The 22,836-nt window shown below is 63.6% G+C and carries 22 protein-coding genes; 15 read left to right on the forward strand and 7 right to left on the reverse strand.

The annotated features are described in order from the left end of the window. Positions 1-36 precede the first annotated feature (36 nt). Complete coding sequence (gene ggt, locus ACX82Z_RS12085; RefSeq protein WP_459589064.1) at positions 37-1,767, forward strand: gamma-glutamyltransferase; 1,731 nt, start codon at positions 37-39, stop codon at positions 1,765-1,767. Here ggt and phnF read toward each other — a convergent pair. Next, the gene (gene phnF / locus ACX82Z_RS12090; protein ID WP_459589066.1) at positions 1,764-2,501 is read right to left on the reverse strand and encodes a phosphonate metabolism transcriptional regulator PhnF; all 738 of its coding nucleotides are present in this window, start codon (positions 2,499-2,501) and stop codon (positions 1,764-1,766) included. The genes ggt and phnF overlap by 4 nt on opposite strands. Before the next feature lie 104 nt (positions 2,502-2,605). Here phnF and phnG point away from each other — a divergent pair, with 104 nt between their 5' ends. The 14 genes from phnG to phnN all read left to right on the forward strand — a co-directional run bounded on the left by phnG (position 2,606) and on the right by phnN (position 14,074). Beyond that, on the forward strand, positions 2,606-3,073 hold the full coding sequence (gene phnG / locus ACX82Z_RS12095; protein WP_459589068.1) for a phosphonate C-P lyase system protein PhnG: 468 nt from the start codon (positions 2,606-2,608) through the stop codon (positions 3,071-3,073). Then, positions 3,073-3,678 carry a phosphonate C-P lyase system protein PhnH gene (gene phnH / locus ACX82Z_RS12100; RefSeq protein WP_459589070.1) on the forward strand — a complete coding sequence of 202 codons (606 nt, stop codon included), beginning with the start codon at positions 3,073-3,075 and terminating at the stop codon, positions 3,676-3,678. The genes phnG and phnH overlap by 1 nt, the downstream gene beginning before the upstream one ends. 3 nt (positions 3,679-3,681) lie before the next feature. Next, positions 3,682-4,779, forward strand: coding sequence for a carbon-phosphorus lyase complex subunit (locus ACX82Z_RS12105; RefSeq protein ID WP_459589072.1), 1,098 nt, complete (start codon positions 3,682-3,684; stop codon positions 4,777-4,779). Next, entirely contained in the window at positions 4,776-5,612 is an 837-nt protein-coding gene (locus ACX82Z_RS12110) for an alpha-D-ribose 1-methylphosphonate 5-phosphate C-P-lyase PhnJ (RefSeq protein WP_459589074.1), read from the forward strand. The genes ACX82Z_RS12105 and ACX82Z_RS12110 overlap by 4 nt, the downstream gene beginning before the upstream one ends. Then, entirely contained in the window at positions 5,602-6,393 is a 792-nt protein-coding gene (phnK, locus tag ACX82Z_RS12115; RefSeq protein ID WP_459589076.1) for a phosphonate C-P lyase system protein PhnK, read from the forward strand. Before ACX82Z_RS12110 ends, phnK begins: the two co-directional genes overlap by 11 nt. Positions 6,394-6,436: 43 nt before the next feature. After that, entirely contained in the window at positions 6,437-7,141 is a 705-nt protein-coding gene (phnL, locus tag ACX82Z_RS12120) for a phosphonate C-P lyase system protein PhnL (protein ID WP_459589078.1), read from the forward strand. Further along, a complete protein-coding gene (locus ACX82Z_RS12125; protein ID WP_459589080.1) occupies positions 7,138-7,758 on the forward strand; it encodes a DapH/DapD/GlmU-related protein in 621 nt (206 codons plus the stop codon). Before phnL ends, ACX82Z_RS12125 begins: the two co-directional genes overlap by 4 nt. 184 nt (positions 7,759-7,942) lie before the next feature. Further along, a complete protein-coding gene (gene phnD / locus ACX82Z_RS12130; RefSeq protein WP_459589082.1) occupies positions 7,943-8,875 on the forward strand; it encodes a phosphonate ABC transporter substrate-binding protein in 933 nt (310 codons plus the stop codon). An 87-nt stretch (positions 8,876-8,962) separates the two neighbouring features. Further along, positions 8,963-9,820, forward strand: a complete 858-nt coding sequence (gene phnC / locus ACX82Z_RS12135; RefSeq protein WP_459589084.1) for a phosphonate ABC transporter ATP-binding protein — start codon at positions 8,963-8,965, stop codon at positions 9,818-9,820. Between the two features lie 3 nt (positions 9,821-9,823). After that, complete coding sequence (gene phnE, locus ACX82Z_RS12140) at positions 9,824-10,750, forward strand: phosphonate ABC transporter, permease protein PhnE (RefSeq protein ID WP_459589086.1); 927 nt, start codon at positions 9,824-9,826, stop codon at positions 10,748-10,750. After that, on the forward strand, positions 10,747-11,604 hold the full coding sequence (gene phnE, locus ACX82Z_RS12145; protein WP_459589088.1) for a phosphonate ABC transporter, permease protein PhnE: 858 nt from the start codon (positions 10,747-10,749) through the stop codon (positions 11,602-11,604). Before phnE (ACX82Z_RS12140) ends, phnE (ACX82Z_RS12145) begins: the two co-directional genes overlap by 4 nt. A gap of 88 nt (positions 11,605-11,692) precedes the next feature. Then, entirely contained in the window at positions 11,693-12,379 is a 687-nt protein-coding gene (locus ACX82Z_RS12150) for a DUF1045 domain-containing protein (protein ID WP_459589090.1), read from the forward strand. Position 12,380: 1 nt separating this feature from the next. Then, on the forward strand, positions 12,381-13,520 hold the full coding sequence (locus tag ACX82Z_RS12155) for an alpha-D-ribose 1-methylphosphonate 5-triphosphate diphosphatase (RefSeq protein WP_459589092.1): 1,140 nt from the start codon (positions 12,381-12,383) through the stop codon (positions 13,518-13,520). Then, a complete protein-coding gene (phnN, locus tag ACX82Z_RS12160; protein ID WP_459589093.1) occupies positions 13,517-14,074 on the forward strand; it encodes a phosphonate metabolism protein/1,5-bisphosphokinase (PRPP-forming) PhnN in 558 nt (185 codons plus the stop codon). The genes ACX82Z_RS12155 and phnN overlap by 4 nt, the downstream gene beginning before the upstream one ends. A 4-nt stretch (positions 14,075-14,078) precedes the next feature. Here the strand turns inward: phnN and fhuB are convergent, their stop codons facing one another. The 6 genes from fhuB to ACX82Z_RS12190 all read right to left on the reverse strand — a co-directional run bounded on the left by fhuB (position 14,079) and on the right by ACX82Z_RS12190 (position 22,693). After that, positions 14,079-16,052, reverse strand: coding sequence for a Fe(3+)-hydroxamate ABC transporter permease FhuB (fhuB, locus tag ACX82Z_RS12165; protein WP_459589095.1), 1,974 nt, complete (start codon positions 16,050-16,052; stop codon positions 14,079-14,081). Then, a complete protein-coding gene (locus ACX82Z_RS12170; RefSeq protein ID WP_459589097.1) occupies positions 16,037-16,933 on the reverse strand; it encodes an ABC transporter substrate-binding protein in 897 nt (298 codons plus the stop codon). The genes fhuB and ACX82Z_RS12170 overlap by 16 nt, the downstream gene beginning before the upstream one ends. 3 nt (positions 16,934-16,936) lie before the next feature. Further along, complete coding sequence (locus tag ACX82Z_RS12175) at positions 16,937-17,725, reverse strand: ABC transporter ATP-binding protein (protein WP_459589099.1); 789 nt, start codon at positions 17,723-17,725, stop codon at positions 16,937-16,939. A gap of 2 nt (positions 17,726-17,727) precedes the next feature. After that, complete coding sequence (locus tag ACX82Z_RS12180; RefSeq protein WP_459589101.1) at positions 17,728-19,902, reverse strand: TonB-dependent siderophore receptor; 2,175 nt, start codon at positions 19,900-19,902, stop codon at positions 17,728-17,730. Positions 19,903-20,054: 152 nt separating this feature from the next. Then, positions 20,055-20,945 carry a helix-turn-helix domain-containing protein gene (locus tag ACX82Z_RS12185; RefSeq protein WP_459589103.1) on the reverse strand — a complete coding sequence of 297 codons (891 nt, stop codon included), beginning with the start codon at positions 20,943-20,945 and terminating at the stop codon, positions 20,055-20,057. Between the two features lie 77 nt (positions 20,946-21,022). After that, on the reverse strand, positions 21,023-22,693 hold the full coding sequence (locus ACX82Z_RS12190; RefSeq protein ID WP_459911721.1) for an acyl-CoA synthetase: 1,671 nt from the start codon (positions 22,691-22,693) through the stop codon (positions 21,023-21,025). Positions 22,694-22,836: the final 143 nt, after the last annotated feature.

Below are 22,836 nucleotides of genomic sequence, written 5' to 3' on the forward strand. Positions count from 1 at the left end.
GACGATGGAACGGCAGGCATGGCTGGAGGAAGTCCCATGAAAATTCGTTCCCTCGCATTTGTTCCGGTCGTCGCAGCCGGCGTTTGCGCAAATGCGCACGCACAGGACACGCGCCCCCAGCCCGAGGACACGACGGCGATTGCTGAAAACCAGTCGGTCATGGCCGACGACTTCATGGTTGCTTCGGCGCATCCACTTGCCACGCAGGCCGGCTACGACGTGCTGGCCGCGGGCGGCTCGGCGGCCGATGCGGCAATCGCCGTCCAGACCATGCTCGGACTGGTCGAGCCGCAAAGCTCTGGCTTGGGCGGCGGCGCTTTCGTCCTTTATTGGGACGCAGCGTCTGCCACGCTTTCGACCTACGATGCGCGCGAGAAGGCGCCTCTGGCGGCCGATGGCGATTACTGGCTGGGCGAAAACGGCGAGCCACTGGCGTTTGCCGAGGCCGTTCTCGGCGGGCGTTCGGCCGGTGTGCCCGGCACGCCCATGCTGCTCGAAACGCTCCACCGCGATCACGGCCGGAAAGAATGGGCAGATCTTCTCCAGCCCGCGATCGACACGGCCGAAGCCGGCTTCACCGTCACGCAGCGCCTCGCTGACGCGGTCGCCGGAACGGACGATCTCGACACTTTCGTGCAGACCGCCGACTATTTCCTTCCCGAAGGCCAGCCGATCGCCGAAGGCTCGACGCTGACCAACCAGCCCTATGCCGACACCCTGAAGCTCTTTGCCCAAGAAGGTTCCGCACCTTTCTATACCGGCGAGATCGCCGAAGACATCGTTTCCGCACTCAACACCAACATCAATCCGGGCATCCTCACCATGGAGGATTTCGAGGCGTATGAGGTTGTGCATCGCGATCCGGTCTGCACGGAATACCGCTCCTATGACGTCTGCGGCATGGGGCCCCCCTCTTCCGGTGCACTGACCGTCGGCCAGATTCTCGGCATCCTCGAACCCTTCGACCTTTCCTCGATGGAAGACGGCGTCGAATTCCGTCATCTGTTTGCCGAAGCCTCGCGGCTCGCCTTCGCCGATCGCGGCCTTTATCTCGGCGACGGCGATTTCGTGGACATTCCCGATGCCTATCTCGACGCTGGTTATCTGGAGGAGCGCAGTTCGCTGATCGATCCCGACGCCGACATGGGCACCGCCGAGCCCGGCGTTCCGCCCGGCTGGGACAGGGCGTCGCTTGCGCCGGACAGCGAACGTCCGCGCGCGGGAACGTCACATTTCGTCATCGTCGATGGTGACGGGAACGCAATTTCGGCCACGACGACGATCGAAAGCGGCTTCGGCAACCGTGTCATGACGCGCGGCTTCCTGCTCAACAACGAGCTGACCGACTTCTCCTTCACCGCCGATGACAACGGCGTGCCGGTCGCCAACCGGGTCGAACCGGGTAAGCGCCCGCGCTCGTCGATGGCACCGACAATCGTCTTCGAGGACGGCGCGCCGATCCTTCTGACCGGCAGCCCCGGCGGCGCGGCGATCATCGACTATACGGCGCTTTCGCTGGTCTCGATGCTCGACTGGGGCATGGACCCGCAGGACGCGATCGACCTTCCGCATGTGACCAACCTCAACGGGCGCACCAATGTCGAGGAAGGCGAAGGGGCCGAAGCCTTTGCCGAAGGGCTCGCGGCGCTCGGACACGATGTGAACGTCACCAATCTCAATTCCGGCCTGCATGTCATTTCGATCACCGAAGACGGGCTGATCGGTGCGGCCGACAAACGCCGCGAAGGCACGGTGATGGGCAACTAGCCGACCACCAGATCCACGCGGTCGGCTGCGAAGAGCGTCTGCGCAAATTCGATCGCGCGCCCGTTTGCATCTTCGTCGATCGCCAGTGTGGCAAGCACGATGGCGCCGGGCGACAGGCCAAGTTCCTCGACGATTTTCGGGTCGGCATGCCGGGCCGAGACGGTCGTGAAGCGCCTTGTGTAGTCGCTTACCCCCTGCGCTGCGAAGGCGGCGGTAATCGAGCTCGCCTTTCGAAATTCGTCGACCATGTCGGGAAAACGCTCTGCGTCGAACCAAGCCGTGCTGCGCGAGATGGGTATCCTGTCCGCCTCGGCCACAAGGTCGAGCCGGATGACCTCGGCACCTTCATCGAGGTCCAGCGCCTCGGCAACGCGCGCATCGGCTGCCACCAGTGCGTGAGCCAGAAGGCGACGGCGCGTCTCACGCGCCTGCCCTTCAAGATTGGCCGAAAAACGGGTACGCCGCCCAAGCGAGTATGAAATGCGCGGTGCCCGGCGCACGAACGTGCCGCGCCCCTGCTCCGCCTGCAGAACCCCCTCCGTGGTCAGCGCAGCGATGGCTGCGCGCACGGTGTGACGGTTGACCGAAAAACGCTCCGACAGAGCGAGTTCCGGCGGCAGGCGTGCCCCCTCGGTCAGCACTTCATCGACGATATCCCGGCGCAGCTCGTCGGCAATTTGCCGCCAAAGAGCGACGCCCCCACCACGATCGAGGCTGGCAGTTCTTATCGTCAACGGTTCGTCCTTTTCCGGCCCTGTCATCGGGCTGTCATCTGCTGGCGATAGGTGTAGTATGAATTTGTTGAATTGTCTATACGAATATACCAATAGGAAATCGGATGCCTCGAACGAACGACGCGCCCAAAACCTCCGAAATACGCCGCGAAGCGATGCAGGTTCTAACATCCGCCTCGCCCGGCGATGTCGCAAACCATTTCGCGAAGGCGGAATTCGACGGCGATGCGCAAATGCTGCGCGGCCCGGAAACGGGCCTCGTCACGGTACGTGGGCGTATCGGCGGCGGCGGTGCGCCTTTCAATGTCGGGGAGGCGACCGTGACGCGGGCAAGCGTGCGCCTTTCCACCGGCGAGATCGGCCATGCCTACGCCCTTGGCCGCGACGGTGAAAAGGCGAAGCTTTCCGCCATTATCGACGCGCTGCTTCAACGCACAGACGACGCCGACACGGTCGAGAACGTGATCCTCGCGCCGCTTCGCGCGGCTCAAAGCGAGATGACCACGCGCCGAAAAGCCGAGACAGCGGCCACGAAGGTCGACTTCTTCACCATGGTTCGCGGAGAGGATTGATGGACAGCATTCATATCGAAGGCGGCTTTTCCGCTCCCGTCCTCGACGCGCAGGCCGCTTTTCGCGCGGTGATGGACGCCATGGCGCAGCCGGGCACGGTGCAGGTGATCCACGCTGGAACGACACCGCCGACGCCGCTTTCCGCAAGCGCCGCCGCGATCGCGCTGACGCTTTGCGACCACGATACACCCGTCTGGCTCGACCCGAAATTGAAGGGCGTCGAGGCCGTTTCGGCGTGGCTCTCCTTCCAGACCGGCGCGCCGCTCGCCCATACGCCGGCCGACGCCCATTTCGCGCTGATCGCCGACCCGGCAACGATGATCGCGCTCGATAATTTCGCGCAAGGCTCGCAGGACTATCCCGACCGCTCGACGACGCTGATCCTTCAGGTCGAAAATCTTTACGGTGGCGTCCCGCTCCTGCTCGAAGGCCCCGGCATCGAGACGATCGCGCATCTTTCGCCCGATCCACTGCCGCGCCATTTCGCCGAACAGTGGAAGCAAAACAATGCGCGTTTCCCGCGCGGGGTCGATGTGATCCTCGCCGCGCCCGATGCGATTGCCTGCCTTCCGCGCACCACCCGCATTTCAACGACGGAGGCTTGATCAATGTATGTTGCCGTCAAGGGCGGTGAAGCCGCCATCGCGAACGCCCATCGCCTTCTTGCCGACCGTCGCCGGGGCGACCGCTCCGTACCGGCCATCGGTCTCGACCAGATCGTCGAGCAACTCGCGCTCGCCGTCGACCGCGTCATGGCTGAAGGCTCGCTTTACGACAAAGGTCTTGCCGCACTCGCCGTCAAGCAGGCGCGCGGTGACATGATCGAGGCGATCTTTCTCCTGCGCGCCTACCGCACCACCCTGCCCCGCTTCGGCTATACGAAGCCGGTCGACACCGAGGCGATGCTGGTCGAGCGGCGCGTCTCGGCCACCTACAAGGATTTTCCGGGCGGGCAGCTTCTTGGCCCGACTTTCGACTACACGCATCGTCTGCTCGATCCCGAACTTGCGTCAGATGCGCCTGTCGCCGAGCCGGAGCGACGCGAGGAGCCGGGGGAAGACGTCATGCGCGTCTCCGCGATCCTCGCCGGTGAAGGGCTGATCGAGCCGGACGGCGTCCTGCCGGACGATCACAAGCCCGGGGACATCACCCGCGAGCCGCTGGAATTTCCGATGGAGCGTGACGCGCGGCTTCAGGCGCTGGCGCGCGGCGATGAGGGCTTTCTTCTGGCGCTCGCCTATTCGACGCAGCGCGGCTTCGGGCGCACGCATCCCTTCGTCGGCGAGGTGCGCATCGGCGAGGTCGAGATCGAGCTTGAAGTTCCCGAACTGGACTTCGCCGTGCCGCTCGGTTCGATCCGCCTGACCGAATGCCAGATGGTCAACCAGTTCAAGGGATCGTCGAAGGTGCCACCGCAGTTCACGCGCGGCTATGGCCTCGTATTCGGCCAGTCGGAGCGAAAGGCGATGGCGATGGCGCTGTGCGACCGCTCGCTGCGTGCCGGCGAGTTCGCGGAGGATCGGGTCGCACCCGCGCAGGATGAGGAATTCGTCGTCTCGCATTGCGATAACGTGCAGGCGACCGGCTTCGTCGAGCATTTGAAACTGCCGCATTACGTGGATTTCCAGGCCGAACTCGACATCGTGCGCCGCATGCGCGCCGAACAGGCCGCAGCCGGCGATGATCAGAAGGAAGCGGCGGAATGAACATCGCCACCTACAATTTCGCCTATCTGGACGAACAGACCAAGCGCATGATCCGCCGCGCGATCCTGAAGGCGATCGCCATTCCCGGCTATCAGGTGCCGTTCGCCAGCCGCGAGATGCCGATGCCCTATGGCTGGGGCACAGGCGGCGTACAAGTCACCGCTGCGATCATCGGACCGGACGACGTTCTCAAGGTCATCGATCAGGGTGCGGACGATACGACGAACGCCGTCTCGATCCGCGCCTTCTTCCAGAAGGTGGCGAACGTCGCCGTTACAACGCATACCGGCGAGGCGACGATCATCCAGACGCGCCACCGCATCCCTGAAAAGCCGCTCGCAGAAGGTCAGGTGCTTGTCTATCAGGTACCGATCCCCGAGCCGCTGCGCTTTCTCGAACCGCGCGAGACCGAGACGCGCAAGATGCACGCGCTCGAAGAATACGGCCTGATGCACGTCAAGCTTTACGAGGACATCGCACGACACGGACGCATCGCGACCTCCTATGCCTACCCGGTCAAGGTCGAAGGGCGCTACGTGATGGACCCCTCGCCGACGCCCAAATTCGACAATCCGAAGATGCACATGTCGCCTGCCTTGCAGCTTTTCGGCGCGGGGCGCGAAAAACGCATCTACGCCGTTCCGCCCTTCACCGATGTCGTCAGCCTCGATTTCGAGGATCACCCCTTCGAAATCCAGACCTTCACAGAACCATGCGCGCTGTGCGGTTCCACGGGCGTCTATCTGGACGAGGTGATCCTCGATGACCGCGGCGGGCGCATGTTCGTCTGCTCCGACACCGACCATTGCGAGGAAAACCGCGATGAGCACTGAAACGACTGCCGACGCGCCGCTCCTCAAAGTTGCGGGCGTCTCGAAATTCTACGGCTCGCGCATCGGCTGCGACAACGTCTCGTTCGATCTTTGGCCCGGCGAGGTGCTGGCCATCGTGGGCGAGAGCGGTTCGGGCAAGACGACGCTGCTCAACTGCCTGTCGACCCGCCTCACCCCGTCATCGGGCACAGTGTCCTACAGGATGCGTGACGAGACATGGCGCGACATCTATCGCATGGGCGAGGCCGAGCGACGCTTTTTGATGCGTACCGATTGGGGCTTCGTTCACCAGAACCCGGCCGACGGTCTGCGCATGACGGTTTCGGCCGGGGCCAATGTCGGCGAACGGCTGATGGCTATCGGCGACCGGCACTACGGCGACATCCGCGCGTCGGCCATCGACTGGCTCGGACGCGTCGAGATCGCAGAGGACCGCGTGGATGACGAGCCGCGCGCTTTTTCCGGCGGCATGCGCCAGCGCCTCCAGATCGCGCGAAACCTCGTCACGCGTCCGCGTCTCGTTTTCATGGACGAGCCGACCGGCGGCCTCGACGTGTCGGTCCAGGCGCGCCTGCTCGATCTTCTGCGCGGCCTCGTCGGCGAGCTTGGCCTGTCAGCCATCGTCGTCACGCACGATCTTGCCGTTGCGCGCCTCATCTCGCACCGGATGATGGTGATGAAGGACGGACGCGTCGTCGAACATGGCCTCACGGACCGCGTGCTCGACGATCCGCAAGCGCCCTACACGCAGCTTCTCGTCTCCTCGATCCTTCAGGTGTGATTATGGATTCTCGCCCCAAAAACCGTTCGGAAAGGATGCCGTGATGCCTACCCCGCTCGTCGTTTCCGAAGTCGCCAAGACCTTCACCATGCATATGCGCGGCGGCCTGCGCCTGCCGGTCGTGGAGGATGTATCCTTTTCGCTGAAAGCTGGCGAATGCGCCATTCTCGGCGGCCCCTCGGGCGCAGGCAAAAGCTCGATCCTCAAGATGGTCTACGGCAATTACGCCGTCGATACCGGACAGATCATCGTCAAGCATCGCGACACTCTGATCGATATAGCCAAGGCCGATCCGCGAACAGTGCTGGGTGTCCGCCGCGAGACGATCGGCTATGTCAGCCAGTTTCTGCGCGTCGTCCCGCGCATCGGCGCGCTCGACATCGTCGCCGAACCGCTGATCGAGCGGGGAACGCCCGCTGAAACCGCGCGCGAGCGCGCAAGCACGCTTCTTGCCCGGCTCAACCTACCCGAACGGTTGTGGCATCTGCCGCCCGCGACCTTCTCCGGCGGCGAGCAGCAGCGCGTCAACATCGCGCGCGGCTTCATAACCGACCATGCGATCCTGCTCCTCGACGAGCCGACCGCCTCGCTCGACGCCGCCAACCGGCAGGTCGTCATCGAGATGATTGCCGAAAAGAAGGCCGGCGGTGTCGCCCTGCTCGGCATCTTCCATGATGCCGATGTACGTGAGACGGTCGCCGACCGCGTCATCGACGTCTCCGCCTTCGCACCGGCGAGGGCCGCATGACCGCAAAACTCTCCGAACAGCCCGCCATCCATGAAACCGCCAATGTTCGCAACTCGACGCTCGGCCGTTACACGGAGGTTGCCGAGCGCACGCGGATTTCCGAATCCACGCTCGGCGACTATTCCTACATTATGGAGGACGGCAGCGTCTGGTGCGCGGAAATCGGCAAGTTCTCCAACATCGCCGCCGCCTGCCGTATCAACGCGACGAACCATCCCATCGAACGCGCCACGCTGCATCATTTCACCTACCGCTCTGCGAGTTACTGGGACGGCGCCGAAGACGACGCGGCTTTCTTCGAGTGGCGGCGTGAGCACAAGATCACTATCGGCCACGACACATGGCTTGGCCATGGCGCGACCATCCTGCCGGGCGTGAAGATCGGCGACGGCGCTGTGATCGGCTCCGGCGCGGTCGTCACCAAGGATGTCGCGCCCTACCTCATCGTCGCGGGCGTGCCGGCGAAGCCGATCCGCGAGCGTTTTCCTGCGCCCGTCGCCAATCGTCTTCAGGCGCTTTCCTGGTGGGACTGGGATCACGCACGGCTTCGCCTGGCGCTCGACGATTTCCGCAAGCTTTCCGTCGAGGCTTTTCTGGAGAAATACGAGACGATCTGACGACTGGACAGGCACTTGCCCGCGCCTTGAGCACACAAGACTTCTGCGCCTGTGATTTGTCATGAAACCGTCAGGAAACAGTAATCGCGCTGTCGCAAGCGCGCCCTAAAGCTCCCCGCGTCAGACCGGCCAAAAGGTATCGGTCGCAGAATTCCAGACGCAACGAAAGCTTGGGAGCTTCGCAATGTTCGCGCATCTCATCCGTACCACCTGTGCCGCGGCGATCGCCGCTTCCGCCCTCGTCGCCCCTGCCGCAGCGCAGGACGACTGGAAGTCCGAAATGCCGGCCTTCCGCGTCGGCCTTCTGGGCGGCGAAAACGAAGCAGACCGCCTGCGCAAGAACGACTGCATGGTCCAGCAGCTCGGCGAAGCGCTCGGCGTGCCGGTCGAACTCTACCCGGCTTCCGACTATGCCGGCGTCATGCAGGGCCTCGTTTCGGGCCAGCTCGACGCCGCCCAGCTCGGCGCTTCGGGCTATGCCGGCATCTATCTTCAGGACGCCGAAGCGGTCGAGCCGGTCTTCGTCGCACTCGAGAACGACGGTTCGGACGGCTACTACGCCATGATGTATACGAAGTCCGACTCGGGCATCGAAGATCTGGAAGGCATGCAGGGCCACTCGCTCGCCTTCGCCGACCCGAACTCGACCTCGGGCTACCTCGTGCCGAAGGCCGAGCTTGAAGCTGCCGAAATCAACATCGACGAGTATTTCTCGAACACCGGCTTCGGCGGCGGTCACGAACAGGCTGTCGTCGCCGTTCTGAACGGCCAGTACGATGCGGGCGTCACCTGGACGTCGGGCGTCGGTGAGGAATCGCAGGGTTATTCGCGCGGCGCTCTGCGCTCGATGGTCGACAAGGACCTGCTCGACATGGCCGATCTTCGCATCATCTGGCAGTCGAACCTGATCCCGAACGGCCCGTGGGTAAACCGCAAGTCGATGCCGCAAGAAGCCAAGCAGATCGTCAATGACTGGCTCGCGAACCTGAACGAGACCGACTACCAGTGCTATGTCGACGTCTCCAATGGCGAAGGTCAGGGCTTCAAGGCCGTCGACCATTCGTTCTTCGAGAACGTCGTCGCCATGCGTCAGCGCGAACTCGAAGGTTCCCGCTAAGCATTCAGCCGAAACAGGCCCGCATCGACCGATGCGGGCCTGTTTCGCATTTCACACCGCCCAGACGCACACGACGAGGAGATCATCATGCTGAAGATCGACGGCCTCACCAAAGCCTTCAAGGACCGCAAGGCGGTCGACGACATCTCGCTTGAGATCCCCGACGGGCAGATCGTCGGCATCATCGGCCGTTCCGGCGCTGGCAAATCCACGCTGCTGCGCATGATCAACCGCCTCGCCGAGCCGAGCGAAGGGCACATCCTCTTCAAGAACCGCGACATCACGAAGCTCAAGGGCCGCGAGCTTCACGAGTGGCGCGCGACCTGCGCGATGGTGTTCCAGCAGTTCAATCTCGTCGGTCGTCTCGACGTGATCACCAACGTTCTGACCGGCCGTCTTTACCATCACGGCCTCGTCGCCAGCCTCCTCCAGCATTTCACTGCCGCCGAGCGTGCCTTCGCGATCAAGGCCCTCGATCGTCTCGGCATGGCGCACACCGCGCTTCAGCAGGCCGACACGCTTTCGGGTGGTCAGATGCAGCGCGTTGCCATCGCCCGCGCGCTCGTGCAGGAGCCGAAAATCCTGCTCGCCGACGAGCCGATCGCCTCGCTCGACCCGCTCAACGCCAAGATCGTGATGGACGCGCTGCGTACCATCAACCGCGAGGACGGCATCACCGTCATCTGTAACCTTCACACGCTCGATACCGCACGCACCTATTGCGACCGGATCATCGGTCTTGCCGAAGGAAAGGTCGTCTTCGACGGTGAACCGGCGCAACTTACGATGCGCATGGCGCGCGAAATCTACGGTGCCGAAGCCGAGGAAGCCTTCCATGAAGGGATGACCTCGACGTCGCTTGGAGGCGCTCCGGTGCAGCCCGAGCTTTCCGCTGCCGAAATCGCCAAGGCGCAGATCGCCAAGGCCGAAGCGCTCGTAGGCTGATCCATGGCAAATCTCGACCTGCCCTATCGCCGCGACGGCGAGGACGCCGTTTCCGCGTTTGAACGCCACCGCGCCGATTTGAAGCGCCAGCGCATGGCGATGAACCTGCTTTTCATCGCCTGCTTCATCGCCGTTCTTGCGGCATCGGTCTATGTCGCCCGGTTCTACCCGGACCGGCTGGCTTCCGGCCTGCCACGCATCTTCGACTATTTCGGCACGATCATGCCGAACCTCGAATTCGACAAACTGCTCTTGCCGCGCGGCGAAAACGGACGCGCTGTGCAAGGATCCATCGTCTACTGGTATTCCGATTTCTGGGTCTATCTGCGCCTGATCGTCGAGACGATTTTCATGGCGTTGACGGCGACGATCCTCGGTGCGGCTGCCGCCTTTGCGCTTTCCTTTCCCGCCGCGCGCAACCTTGCACCGACCCGCGCGATCTTCTGGGTCTCGCGCCGCTTCCTCGAAGTGTGTCGCGGCGTTCCGGAAATTCTCATCGCGCTCATCCTCGTCTTCGCGGTCGGCATCGGCCCGCTGGCCGGCGTGCTCGCCATCGCCATCCATACGGCCGGCGCGCTTGGCAAGCTGTTCTCCGAGGTCAACGAGAACGCGTCCATGCGTCCGGTCGAGGGCGTGCGGGGCGTCGGCGGCAACTGGTTCGAGGAAATGCGCTACGGCGTGATGCCTCAGGTCCTGCCGAATTTCGCCTCATACACGCTGTTGCGTTTCGAGATCAACGTGCGCGCATCCTCCATTGTCGGCTTCGTCGGCGCGGGCGGCATCGGCATGGAGCTCAACCGCGTCATCAGCCTTTACTCGGACGACCGCGTGGTCGCCGTTCTCCTGATGATCATCGTTCTGGTCACCGCCATCGACCTTCTGTCCGAGCGCATCCGCACACACTTCATCGGCAAGGAGCATTTCGCATGAGCGCCGCAACCCTTGCCACGCTCGACGCCGCCGGTATCGAGGATGTGCGCCGCAGCCACCCGAACGCGTTCGGCTCGCCGACGCGTAGCGCCATCGGCTGGGCGATGACCATCGCGGTCGTCGCCTATCTCGCCGGCTCGCTCTGGTATTTCGAAATCTGGAAACTCGCCTACGCGTCGGATCGCGCGTGGCGCCTCGTATCGGCGCTTTTCGTCTGGCGAAATTTTTCGACCTGGCAGTTCGCCAACATCTATACCGGCATCGCACAAACCATCGCGATGGCGTTTCTCGGCACGCTGCTCGCATCGCTTGCTGCACTCGTCATCGGCTTTCTCGCTGCCCGCAACACGATGCGCGTCGGCATCATACGCCAGATCGTGCGCCGCTTTCTCGACGTGCTTCGCGGCGTCGACCAGCTTGTCTGGGGCCTCGTCTTCGTACGCGCCGTCGGTCTCGGCCCGCTGGCCGGCGTTCTCGCCATCTTCGTCTCCGACACGGGCACGCTGTCGAAGCTTTATTCCGAGGCGATCGAGAATGTCGATCGCAAGCAGGTGGAAGGCGTGCGCGCGACCGGCGCGTCGTCGATCAAGGTGGTGCGCTACGGCTACCTGCCGCAGGTACTGCCGGTGTTCATCTCACAGTCGCTCTACTTCTTCGAATCCTCCACACGCAGCGCGACAGTGCTCGGCATCGTGGGCGCTGGCGGCATCGGCATGATCATCATCGAGCGCTTCCGCGCCAATCTGTTCGATCAGGTCGCCTTCGTCGTACTCAATGTTCTGGTCTGTATCTTCGTCATCGACTGGCTGTCGCGGAGGATTCGGGAGCGCTTCATCGGCGAGGCCGCGCATTAGAAGGGCGATTGTGATTTGATGCACAGGGGTTTCTTATTCCTGTCATCTGAATCGCTTAACGGGGCGGTCTTCCAGATGGAGCTGCGCCATGCGCTACGCGATCTATTTCACACCGCCTCAGGGCGATCCCCTCACGCTCGCCGCCGAGAGCTGGCTCGGACGTAGCGCCTTTACCGGCGCGGCGTCAGCCGTTCCGAGCGAGCAGGAGGCCGTGACCGTCTCTGCGCGGCGCTACGGCTTCCACGCGACGCTGAAAGCACCGTTCCGGCTGGCCGACGGCGTCAGCGAAGCTGAGTTCGTCGAAGCGTTCGAGGCATGGACGGCGGCGCGGTCGTCCTTCATGGGACCACGCCTCGTCATCGCGCAGATCGACGGCTTCTTCGCGCTGGTCCCGCAGGAGCGCCACGCACCGCTTCAGGACTTCGCACGGGACATCGTCATCGATTTTGAGCCTTTTCGCGCGGCGCTGACTCCGGAAGATATCAAGCGGCGCAATCCAGACAGGCTCTCGCCCGGAGCGCGCGAAATGCTGGAAACCTACGGTTACCCTTACGTGCTCGACCAGTTCCAGTTTCATATGACGCTGACGGACCGGATCAACGACACGGACGCGCCGCGCATGCGCGAAAGGCTAAACGAACATTTCGGCGCGCTGATCGAAACGCCTATCACGATTTCTTCGCTCGCCATCTTCGCAGAACCCGAAGCCGGCGCTCCGTTCAATGTCCACACCTTTTGCGACCTTGCTTCCCCCTCGATGAGAAAGACTGCCTGACATGTCCGCCGAAACCGTCTTCACCAATGCCCGCATCGTCCTTGCCGACGAAGTCGTCGAGGGCAGCGTCCTCGTGCGTGACGGGCGCATCGCCGCCATCGACACCGGCACCTCGCGGGCGGGAGAGGATATGGGCGGCGATTACCTTACAGCGGGTCTGGTCGAGCTTCACACCGACCACCTCGAAGGCCATTATTCGCCGCGCCCCGGCGTGCGCTGGAACGCGATCGCCGCCGTTCAGGCCCATGACGCGCAGGTCGCAACCTCGGGCATCACCACGGTGTTCGACTGCCTGCGCATGGGTTCCGACGAGGATGGCGGCTTCGATCCGCAGGAAATGCGCGACCTTGCCGACGCCATCGAAACCGCGCAGGCGGAGGGGCGGCTGCGCTCGGACCACTATATCCATCTGCGCTGCGAGGTCTCCGCGCCCGACGTGCTCGACGCCTTCGACCGTTTCCGTGGTGACGGGCGCGTGCGCCTCGCCTCGCTGATGGATCACGCGCCCGGGCAGCGCCAGTTCCAGACGATGGATCAGTACACGCTCTACTACAAGGTCAAGCGCGGGCTGACGGACGACCAGTTCGCCACGTTCGTAACGCGCCGGCAGGAGCAATCGGCCCGCTATTCCGCACCGCATCGCCGGGCTATCGGCGAACATTGCCGGGGCGCAAGCGTCACGCTCGCCAGCCACGACGACGCCACGCTCGACCATGTCGACGAGGCGTTGCGCGACGGGGTGAGGCTCGCCGAGTTTCCGACCTCCGTCGAGGCCGCGCGCGCCTCGCACGACGCCGGGCTTTCCGTCCTGATGGGCGCGCCGAATATCGTGCGCGGCGGCTCGCATTCGGGCAACATCGCCGCGCGCGACCTTGCCGAAGCGGGCATCCTCGACGTCTTGTCGTCGGACTATGTGCCGTCGAGCCTCATCTTCGCCGCCTTCCAGCTTGCCGACGAGGTGGAGGCGATCAGTCTGCCGCAGGCGATGTCGCTGATCACCGAGAAGCCAGCGCGCACGGTTGGCCTGACCGATCGCGGCCTCATCGAGGAAGGACGGCGCGCCGACCTGATCCGCGTTCGCCGCGACCACGGCGTGCCGGTCGTCCGTTCCGTCTGGCGCGCAGGCGAACGCGTCGCATGAGCCACGCACAGGGCGTTTTCGTGCCGGTCGTGGGACCGAGCGGCGCGGGCAAGGATTCCATTATGTCCCATGCCCGCGAGCGCCTTGGCGATACGCCGTCGGTGCATTTCGTGCGCCGTGTGGTCACGCGCCCCTGCGATCCGAACTCGGAGGCCCACGACACGCTCGACGAAGCCGGCTTCATCGCAGCCGAAAGAGCGGGCGTTTTCGCGCTTTCATGGCGCTCACACGGTCTTTGCTACGGCATTCCGCGTTATGTCGAAGATCGTCTTGCCGGGGGGCAGACGGTCGTCGCAAACCTGTCACGCGCCAGCGTTGCGGAATCCGTCGCCCGTTTCGGCCGCGTGATGCCTGTTATGATCACCGTCGCACCTGAAATCCTGGCCGAACGGCTCGCCGCGCGCGGGCGCGAGAGCCGGGAAGAAATCGCGGCTCGCCTTGCGCGCGCCGTGCCCGAAACAGACCTCGGCGCGCCGGTTCACGAGATCGCCAACAATGGCCGCCTCGAAGACGCCTGCGAAGCGTTCGTCACCTTCCTGAAATCGGTCCGATAGGATTTCAGCCGCGCTGCTGCGCGCCGCGCGATAGCAGATAGACCAGATACGGCCCGCCGATCAGCGAGGCAAACAGGCCGACGGGAAGCTGGTAGGGGAACGCCACCATGCGGGCCAGCCAGTCGGACACGACCATCAGCGCCGCGCCGAGAAGCACCGCCCCGATCAGATGATCGCGTGCCCGGCCAAGGCCGAGCATTCGCGCCAGATGCGGCGCGATCAAGCCGATGAAGGAGAGCGGCCCGACGAACATCGCCGCCGACGCCGTCATCAGTGCCGCAAGCAGCACCACCAGAAAACGCGCGCGGACCAGCGGAATGCCGAGGCTCTTCGCCGTCTCGCCGCCAAGCGGCAGAATGTCCAGCCAGCGCACGGTCAAAAGAGCGGGCGCGATTAGTACCGCCATCAAAGCCAATGCCGTGAATGCCTGTGTCACGTCGGCCTGCGCGGTCGATCCTGTCAGCCATGCAAGGAGCGTGTAGGACGTCATGGTGCCCATGGCGATGACGGCGGTGATGACGGCACTCGCCGCCGCGCCGATCGCTACGCCGCCCAGAAGAAGTCGCTCAGGGCCGAACCTGCCACGTGCCGCGACCGTGAGAATGAGGAGCAGCGCGCCGAGTGCGCCGGCCGCAGCGCCCGCCATCTGCCAGAACAGACTGGCCGTCGCGTTGATCAGCAGGACCGCCGTCAGCCCCGCGCCCGCTCCGGTGCCGACGCCGAGCACTTCGGGACTGGCCAGCGGATTTCCCGTCAGCCGCTGCACCAAAACGCCGGCGGCCGCCAGCATCGCGCCGGATGCAGCCGCGACTGCGATGCGCGGAACGCGCCATTGCGACAGATCCGCCAAAAGGCTGCCGGTCGCGACCGTCCAGCCGTCCGGTCCACTGCCGACGAGAAACGCAACGAGCACGGAGGTCGCAAGTGCTGACAGCGCGACGAGAAGCATTGCGATCGGGCGCGTAGCGCGGCGCGAAGCTCCCATCGGCGCCGTCAGCGACGGCCATTCCATCATGCGCAGGCGAGGCAAAATCCACAGAAGAAGCGGGCCGCCCAGAAGTGCGGTCGCCGCGCCGGTCGGCAGGCGCTCGCCGGCGGGGCCGGAGAAAAGCTGCACCAGCCCGTCCGTCACCCACAGGAGGATCGCGCCGATCAGCGGTGCGGCGACGATGCGCTGGCCGAGCGTGCGTGCGCCCGAAAGCGAGGCAAGCGCGGGTGCGGCCAGTCCGACGAAACCAATCACGCCGACTTCGGCAACGACCGTCGTCGCGATCCAGACGGCAAGCGCGACGATGGCAAAGCGGCTGGCATGGAGTGCGACACCGAGGCTGCGCGCCGAGGCGTCGTCGAGACCGAGAATGGCGAGGGGCCGCAAGAGAAGCAAAGCAGCGGCAAAGCCGATTGCCAGCCGCGAGCCGATCACGATAGCAGGGTCCCAACCCTGCTGGACGAGCGAGCCACCGCCCCAGATGAACAGCGAGAACAGATAGTCGCCATTGGCGAGGATCAGCGCCGCGCTGGCCGCGTTGGCGGTGAGCGCGACCATCATGCCGGCCAGAACCACCGAGACGGGTTCGAGCCCGCGCCGCCATGTAAGGGCGAGGATGATCGCGACAGCGGCGATACCGCCTGAAAAGGCGACGAAGCCTACCGACCAACCCATCAGCGCCGGGGCAAACAGGGTCGCGAGCGCCATCGCGAGTTGCGCGCCGGCCGAGATGCCGAGCGTCGAGGGTTCGGCGAGCGCGTTGCGCAACACACGCTGGAGCAAAAGGCCGGCAAGCCCCAGCGCCGCGCCGGCAACGACCGCAACCACGGCGCGCGGCAGGACCGCGTTTTCGAGGATGACCCACTGCAGCGCATCGTCGCCCTGCGGCCACGCATCGCGAAGCCTGACGACGAACAGAACGACCGCCAGCGCCGCCAGCCCGGCCCATGGCAAAAGGATACGCTGCTGCGCCTTCATGCTGTCGGCCATGAGGATATCACGGCCTCGGCGAGCCGTGCGAAGCGGCGCGCCGAGGGCAATGCGCCGAAATGGTTGACCGGCGCGATGGTGGCGACGCGCCCTTCCCTCACGGCGGGAAGCGCGTTCCAGATCGCGTTGCGCGGCAGGCCGCGCGCGACTTCCGGTGGCGACGGATCGACGACGATGATGCCGGCATCGGGCACACGCGCCAGCGCTTCGATCCCTACGGGCGCGGCGGCGCTGTAGCTTGTCGTGTCCGTCCAGGCGTTTGCCATGCCGAGACGGCCGAGCACATCTCCGAACATGGAATCACCACCGAACGCCCGGAAATGACGCGAATCTCCCAGGCTGATGACGAAGATCGGTCGCCCGCCATGCCGCGTCAACGCCGTGCGGCGCGCATCGATCTCTCGCGCGCTTGCATCGACATAGTCCCGCGCGGTCCCGGCAATGCCGAGTTCCTCGCCGAGCTTCAATGTCGAAGCCTCGACCAGTTCGTAGGGAGGCGTTCCGGCTTCATAAACTGGCAGGTTCAGGACGGGCGCGATCCGCTCCAGTTGCGGGCGCTGATATTCGTAGAATTGCGAGATCACGATGAGGTCCGGCGCAACCTGCCGCAGCATCTCAAAGCTGGGCGAGCCGCGCAGCCCGAGATCGGCGACCGTATCTGGCACCGCCGGCTCGACCACGAGCGAGCGATACTGGATGAGTTCGCTTGCCGCTTTCGGCACGACGCCGAGCGCCAGCGCGGTTTCCAGCAATCCCCAGTCGATGATCGCGATATTGCGCGGACCGTCGGCGCGCGCACCGGGCGCGGCGAGCACTGCTGCGCCGCAAGCCAGAAAGGTGCGGCGCGAGATCGCCGCTAGAGTTTTGCGCGCGTCCTGCATCGGTCAGGCGACATAGCTCAGGGGCTGTCCCGTCGCGGGATGGGCAAAAATCCCCATCGGCAGACCATAGAGATCGGCCAATGTTTCCGGCACGACGATGGCGTCGGGCGTTCCGCGCGCAACGATCCGTCCGTCCTTCAGCGCGACGAGTTCGTCGCAATAGCGGGCGGCCATGTTGATGTCGTGAAGGACGACCACCGCTGCAAGATCGCGTTCGCGCGTCAGGTCGCGCACCAGCGCCAGCATGTCGGCCTGATGCGCGATGTCGAGCGCGGAGGTCGGCTCGTCCAGGATCAGACAGGATGCGTCCTGCGCCAGCATCATCGCGAGCCACGCGCGCTGGCGCTCGCCGCCCGAAAGGCTGTCCACCAGCCTGTCGGCAAAGCGTATCAATTCGGTGCGTTCGAGCGCAGTCTCGACCTTTTGCGCATCGCTCGCGCCAAAACGGCCGAGCGCGCCATGCCAGGGAAAGCGGCCGAGCGCGACGAGTTCGCGCACGGTCATGCCCTCTGCCGGCGGGGTGAATTGCGGCATATAGGCGATGCGCCGGGCAAGTTCACGGTCGCCGTAGGCATCGAGCGGGCGGCCGTCGAGCCGGATCGTGCCTGAACTTGGGCTTTGCTGGCGCACGAGCGAACTCTTGCCGGACCCGTTGGGGCCGATGATGCCGGTCATGCGGCCGCGAACGAGGTCGAGCGAAACGGGCTTCAGGATCGAAACGGAACCGGCGTTGAAGGTCACATCCTCCAGCGCCAGCAGCGTTTCACGTTCGGTCGTTCCGCGTTCAGTCATCGTCACCAGCGGGCATGAGCCTTGAGCTTGAAGGTGCGGCCTTCGCCATAGGAGCAGACATTGACGCCCTGACAGCTCGACACGAATGTCTCGTCGAACACATTGGTGACATTGAGGGCAACGCCCCAATTGTCCTTCTCGTAGCCAAGCTTGAGATCGACCAGCGTGACATCGGGCACCTTCAACGTGTTCTCGTTATCCGCAAAGGACGAACCCACATAGCGCACGCCTGCGCCTGCCGTCACGCCATCATACCACGCATCGCCATTGCGGAAGGTGTAATCCGCCGACACCGAAGCCAGAACTTCCGGGACGATGAAGGGCGTGTTGCCGATCAGCGCCGCGTTGGCATCATCCGTAATCTCGATGTCGTAGGCGGTGATGCCAGCCGTGACCTTGAACTGCTCTGTGACGTTGACCTTGGCTTCGGCCTCGAAACCGCGCGAGCGAACTTCACCAAGTTGAAGCTGGGTGAAGGCGGTGACGTTGGACGGCACGTTCTCGCGTGTCAGATCGAAGACGGAAAGCGTGAACAGGCCATCGATGAATGTCGGCGCGTATTTGATGCCGGCTTCGTACTGCGTGCCCTCTTCCGGTTCGAACAGAAGTCCGTTTGCATCCGTGCCGATGATCGGATTGAAGAACGTCGCCACGCTCACATAGGGCGTGATGCCGTTCGCGAATTCATAAGCGAGGCCCGCGCGGCCGGAGAACTGGCCGTCCGAACGCTTCTGCGTGACGTTCTGATCAGGCGCATAGAAGGTCGGACGATCGTTCGCCTCAAGCCAGCCCCTGTCGTACCGGCCATTGAGCGTGGCGATCCAGCCGCCGCCGAAGCGCATCTGGTCCTGAAGGTAGATGCCCAACTGGCGCTGGGTGAGGTCCTGATTGGTATAGCTGACCGGTATGGTCAACGGCGCACCATAGACGGGATTGAAAGCGTCGATCGGCGGCGTGGTGCCGAACAGGGCAGACGACTGCACCTGATCGATATTGAAGAACTTGTAGTCGATGCCGCCCAGGAACCGATGCTCGACTGCGCCGGTATTCACCGTACCCTCGATCTGGTTATCGATCAGGAAAGTCGTCGACTTCGTCTGGTGAGCAAAATTGACACGGTTCAACTCGGTCGCGCTCGCCCATCCGTCCGCATAGAGAAACTGCTCGTCGATGTCCGAAACGCCGAAGCGGGCGTTGGAACGAACTGTCCAGTCGTTTTCGAGCGTGTGCTCGAGTTCGTAGCCGATCGAGCCTTGCTGGCGTTCGTATTTGTCCACCGATGGTTCGCTGAAATTGGCGTCCCGGTCGATCCGGCCGTAATTCACACCGCCGACGATCCGGTCGACCACCGTCCCTTCATAGGGCAGGAAGCTTTCGCCATTATGCGTCTCGTCGATATGCGTGTAGTTGCCGAAGAAAGTCAGGCTGGTGCCTTCTTCCGGCTGGATCGTCAGGCTTGGTGCGATGAAGCCGCGCCAGCCGTCCTGATTATCGCTGTAGCCGTCGCCGCCCTGAAGACGTCCGTTCATGCGCAGGGCAACGCTTTCGTTTGCGACCTCGCTGAAATCGAAGCCGATATAGCCGGTGCCGGCATCGTTGATGCCTGTCTCGACATATTTCTCACGGCTGAAATTCGGCCGCTTGGAAACATAGTTGACGATACCGCCCGGATTCGAGCCGCCGTAAAGAACCGAGGCCGGGCCTTTGAGCACTTCCACACGCTCCAGCCCGAACGTATCGACGTAAAAGCCGCCGAACGCGTAGCCGAAAAGCTGCAATCCATCCATGTAGACGCCGGTCTGCGTCGCCTGGAAACCGCGAATGAACAGCCAGTTGGTATCCGCGTCCGAGCCGAAAGGCTGGCTGAACGTACCCGGCGTATAGCGCAGCGCCTCGCCCACATTCTGCGCGCCCATATCGTCTATCTCTTCGCGCCCGACAACGGAGACGGCCTGTGGGATCGCGGTGATTTCCGTGCCAGATTTCATTCCGGTACGCGTTGAGCGCGCAACGACGCCTTCGACCGGTCCGACGCCGCCTTTTTCTTCCTGCCCCGCGCCTTCAACCACGATCTCTTCAAGCTGCGTGGCCTGCTGCGCGGCTGCCAGCCCCGGCAACAACGCCAATGCGGCGACACCGCCAGCAAGAGCGAAACGAAAATGTGCGCGATTGGTCATCGAGAACTCCGGTCAACCCCGTGCCGGCGAAACGCCAGCCCCCTAAACCTGACCGTGTATCTCTACTTAAATCGGCTGAATTGGATAATCTTGACTGAATTGATCAATTTTGTTCCGGCAACGCTGCGGGCCGTGCGCGTGATGCACAAATGTCACTTGATCGTGACGTTGTCGCGCTTCCAGACGGCCGGCGTCAGGCCAGTCACCTGCCGGAACACGCGGTTGAAATGGGCCTGATCGGAAAAGCCGCATTCGGCGGCGATGCTGCCGATGGACGCTGCCGAGCGCTGCATCATCCCTTGCGCCTTGCGCACGCGTTCCTGCATGACGAAGCGATGCGGCGGCACACCGGTCGCAGCCTTGAACGCATGGCTGAAATAGGTCTCCGAAACGCCGACCAGCCGGGCAAGATCTGCGAGGCGAAGCGACTCAAGACAATGGGCGTCGATATGATCGAGGGTGAGACGAAGCTGCGTGCGCGACAGAGCCGGCCGCCGCCGCTCCGTTTCCGGGCGAATGTCGAAGAGCACCGCCAGAAGCGCGTTCGCCAGTCCGTCGAGATAAAGATCGTGACACGGCTCGCTGGCTTCCAGCGCATCGGCCAGAAGCCGACTGAGCGCCGAAATCCGTGCGTCTTGAAGCGACAGACGCGGCTCTTCGATCTGCTGCCGGGACAGCGCCCGCCCGAACCGCCTGACGACTCCGGCTTCGCTCATATGCACATCGAGATGCCGCAACCGCAGACCACCCTTTGCCGCGCCCCGCGTCGCGTGGCCGGCGGGAATAAAGCTTGCGGTATCGATAATCTGACTGCCAAACTCCTGACTCTGGTGCGTATCGCTCAGCATGAAAACGCCCGCGCCGCGAACGTCCAGCGGAACGAACAGACGCGGATCGGGCGACAGGTAATTCCCCTGCGCGCCGTCCGCGCACTCGACATCCCACAAATCCGCGACAAGCCCGCCCCAGGCCCGCCATTTCAGGTCTTTTACCGAAAAGCCCGTGATGCGGCTTTCCATGCGCGGTCCGAAGGTGGCTTTCAAGATCGGTTCCATGAACCGACTTATGCAAAATATGACAATAATGGTAAAGTTTAATCGTCGAGGTTCACGCGCGGGCTTTAGGAGATTTCCGAAGCGGCCTCGGCCTGCGCCATCTTTCGAAGTTCCCCGCGGATGATCTTGCCCGTCGTCGTCATCGGCATCTCGTCGATGAACCTGACCACGCGCGGATATTCGTGCGCAGCCAGTCGCGCCTTCACGAAGTCTCCAATCTCGTCGGCGAGGGATTGCGATGGCACCACCCCGTTGCGCAGGACGATATAGGCCGCGACGACTTCGCCCCTGATCGCGTCCGGTTTGCCGACCGCGCCTGCCAGCAACACGCTTTCGTGCCCGAGCAGGCAGTCCTCGATTTCCGCCGGTCCGATCCGGTATCCGGCCGATCCGATCACGTCGTCGTCGCGTCCGACGAAACGTATTCGCCCGTCGGCCTCGCGCACGCCCCTGTCGCCGGTCAAAAGCCAGCGCCCGTCGCGGCCATCGACGAACTTGGCGGCCGTCGCCTTCGGGTTGTTCCAGTATTCGAGGAACATCACCGGATCGGGAGACAGGACGGCGATCGCGCCTTCGATCCCGTCCGCCTGTCGCACGCCAGTGAGCCCGTCGATCACGTCCACGACATGTCCAGGCACCGGGCGTCCCATGCATCCGGGCGACGGCGGCTCCAACGCCGCGCAGGACGAGACGATCATGTTGCATTCCGTCTGGCCGTAGAACTCGTTGATCGTAACGCCAAGCGCGTCCCTGCCCCATTGGATCAGTTCCGCGCCGAGCGTTTCACCGCCGCTTGCCACCGAGCGCAGGTTCAGACCGTATCCCTCCCCGGATTCTTTCAGCTTCATCATCTTCAGCGCCGTCGGCGGAAAGAAGACGTTTCGGATTCCGTGGCTTCGGATGAGATCGATCGCGGCATCGGCGGTAAATCTGGGAAAACGGCAAGCGACGACCGGAACACCATGATGAAGCGCCGGCATCAGCACATCGAGAAGGCCGCCGATCCATGCCCAGTCTGCCGGTGTCCAGATGCGATCGCCCGGCTGCGGGAAGAAATCGTGGCTGATCTCGACGCCGGGCAGATGCCCGAGCAGAACCCTGTGCGCGTGAAGCGCGCCCTTGGGATTTCCGGTCGTGCCGGACGTATAGATCAGGATCGCGGGATCGTCGGCGCGCGTTTCCACCGGCTCGAAATCCTCCAACTGGCCCGCGCAGATTTCCTGAAATCCTTCTGCACCGGCCGAAGGCCCGTCGACGCACAGGATCAGTTCGAGGTCGGGAAGGTCCTGGCGAATGGTTTCAAGCCGCTTCAATCCCGCCGCATCGGTGATGACGGCCTTCGCCCCTGAATCGCGCAGGCGATGTTCGAGCGCCTCCGGTCCAAACAAAGTGAACAGCGGAATCGAGATGCAACCCATCTTGGTGATGGCGATATGCGCGAGCGCGGTCTCGACACGCTGGGGCAACAGCACCCCGACCCGGTCGCCGACACTGGCGTCCGTGCGACTGATACCCCGCGCCGCCAGAGCATTCGCCAGTCTGTTGGATAACGCCTTCAACTCGGCGAACGAATATTCGCGAGAACTCCCACCCGGCTCCACATCCACGATCGCGGTCCGCTCCGGGTCGGCTGCCGCCCATTTGTCGCAGATATCGACGCCGATGTTGAAACGGTCCGGGATCGTCCATCTGAACGACCTGTGGACATCCTCGAAGGTCTTGCCTCGCTCGAGCATCATTCCTCCCCTGCTCGCCTCGAACCGATGACTTTCATAGCACACAGGTTGTCCAACGCGATCCAACGGACGCCAGCCTGAACCGGCATCCTTGACCGATATAGCCATGTGAACATAACAATCAGAGATGACAACGCATGGAG

The organism is Aliihoeflea sp. PC F10.4 (genome assembly GCF_054612275.1).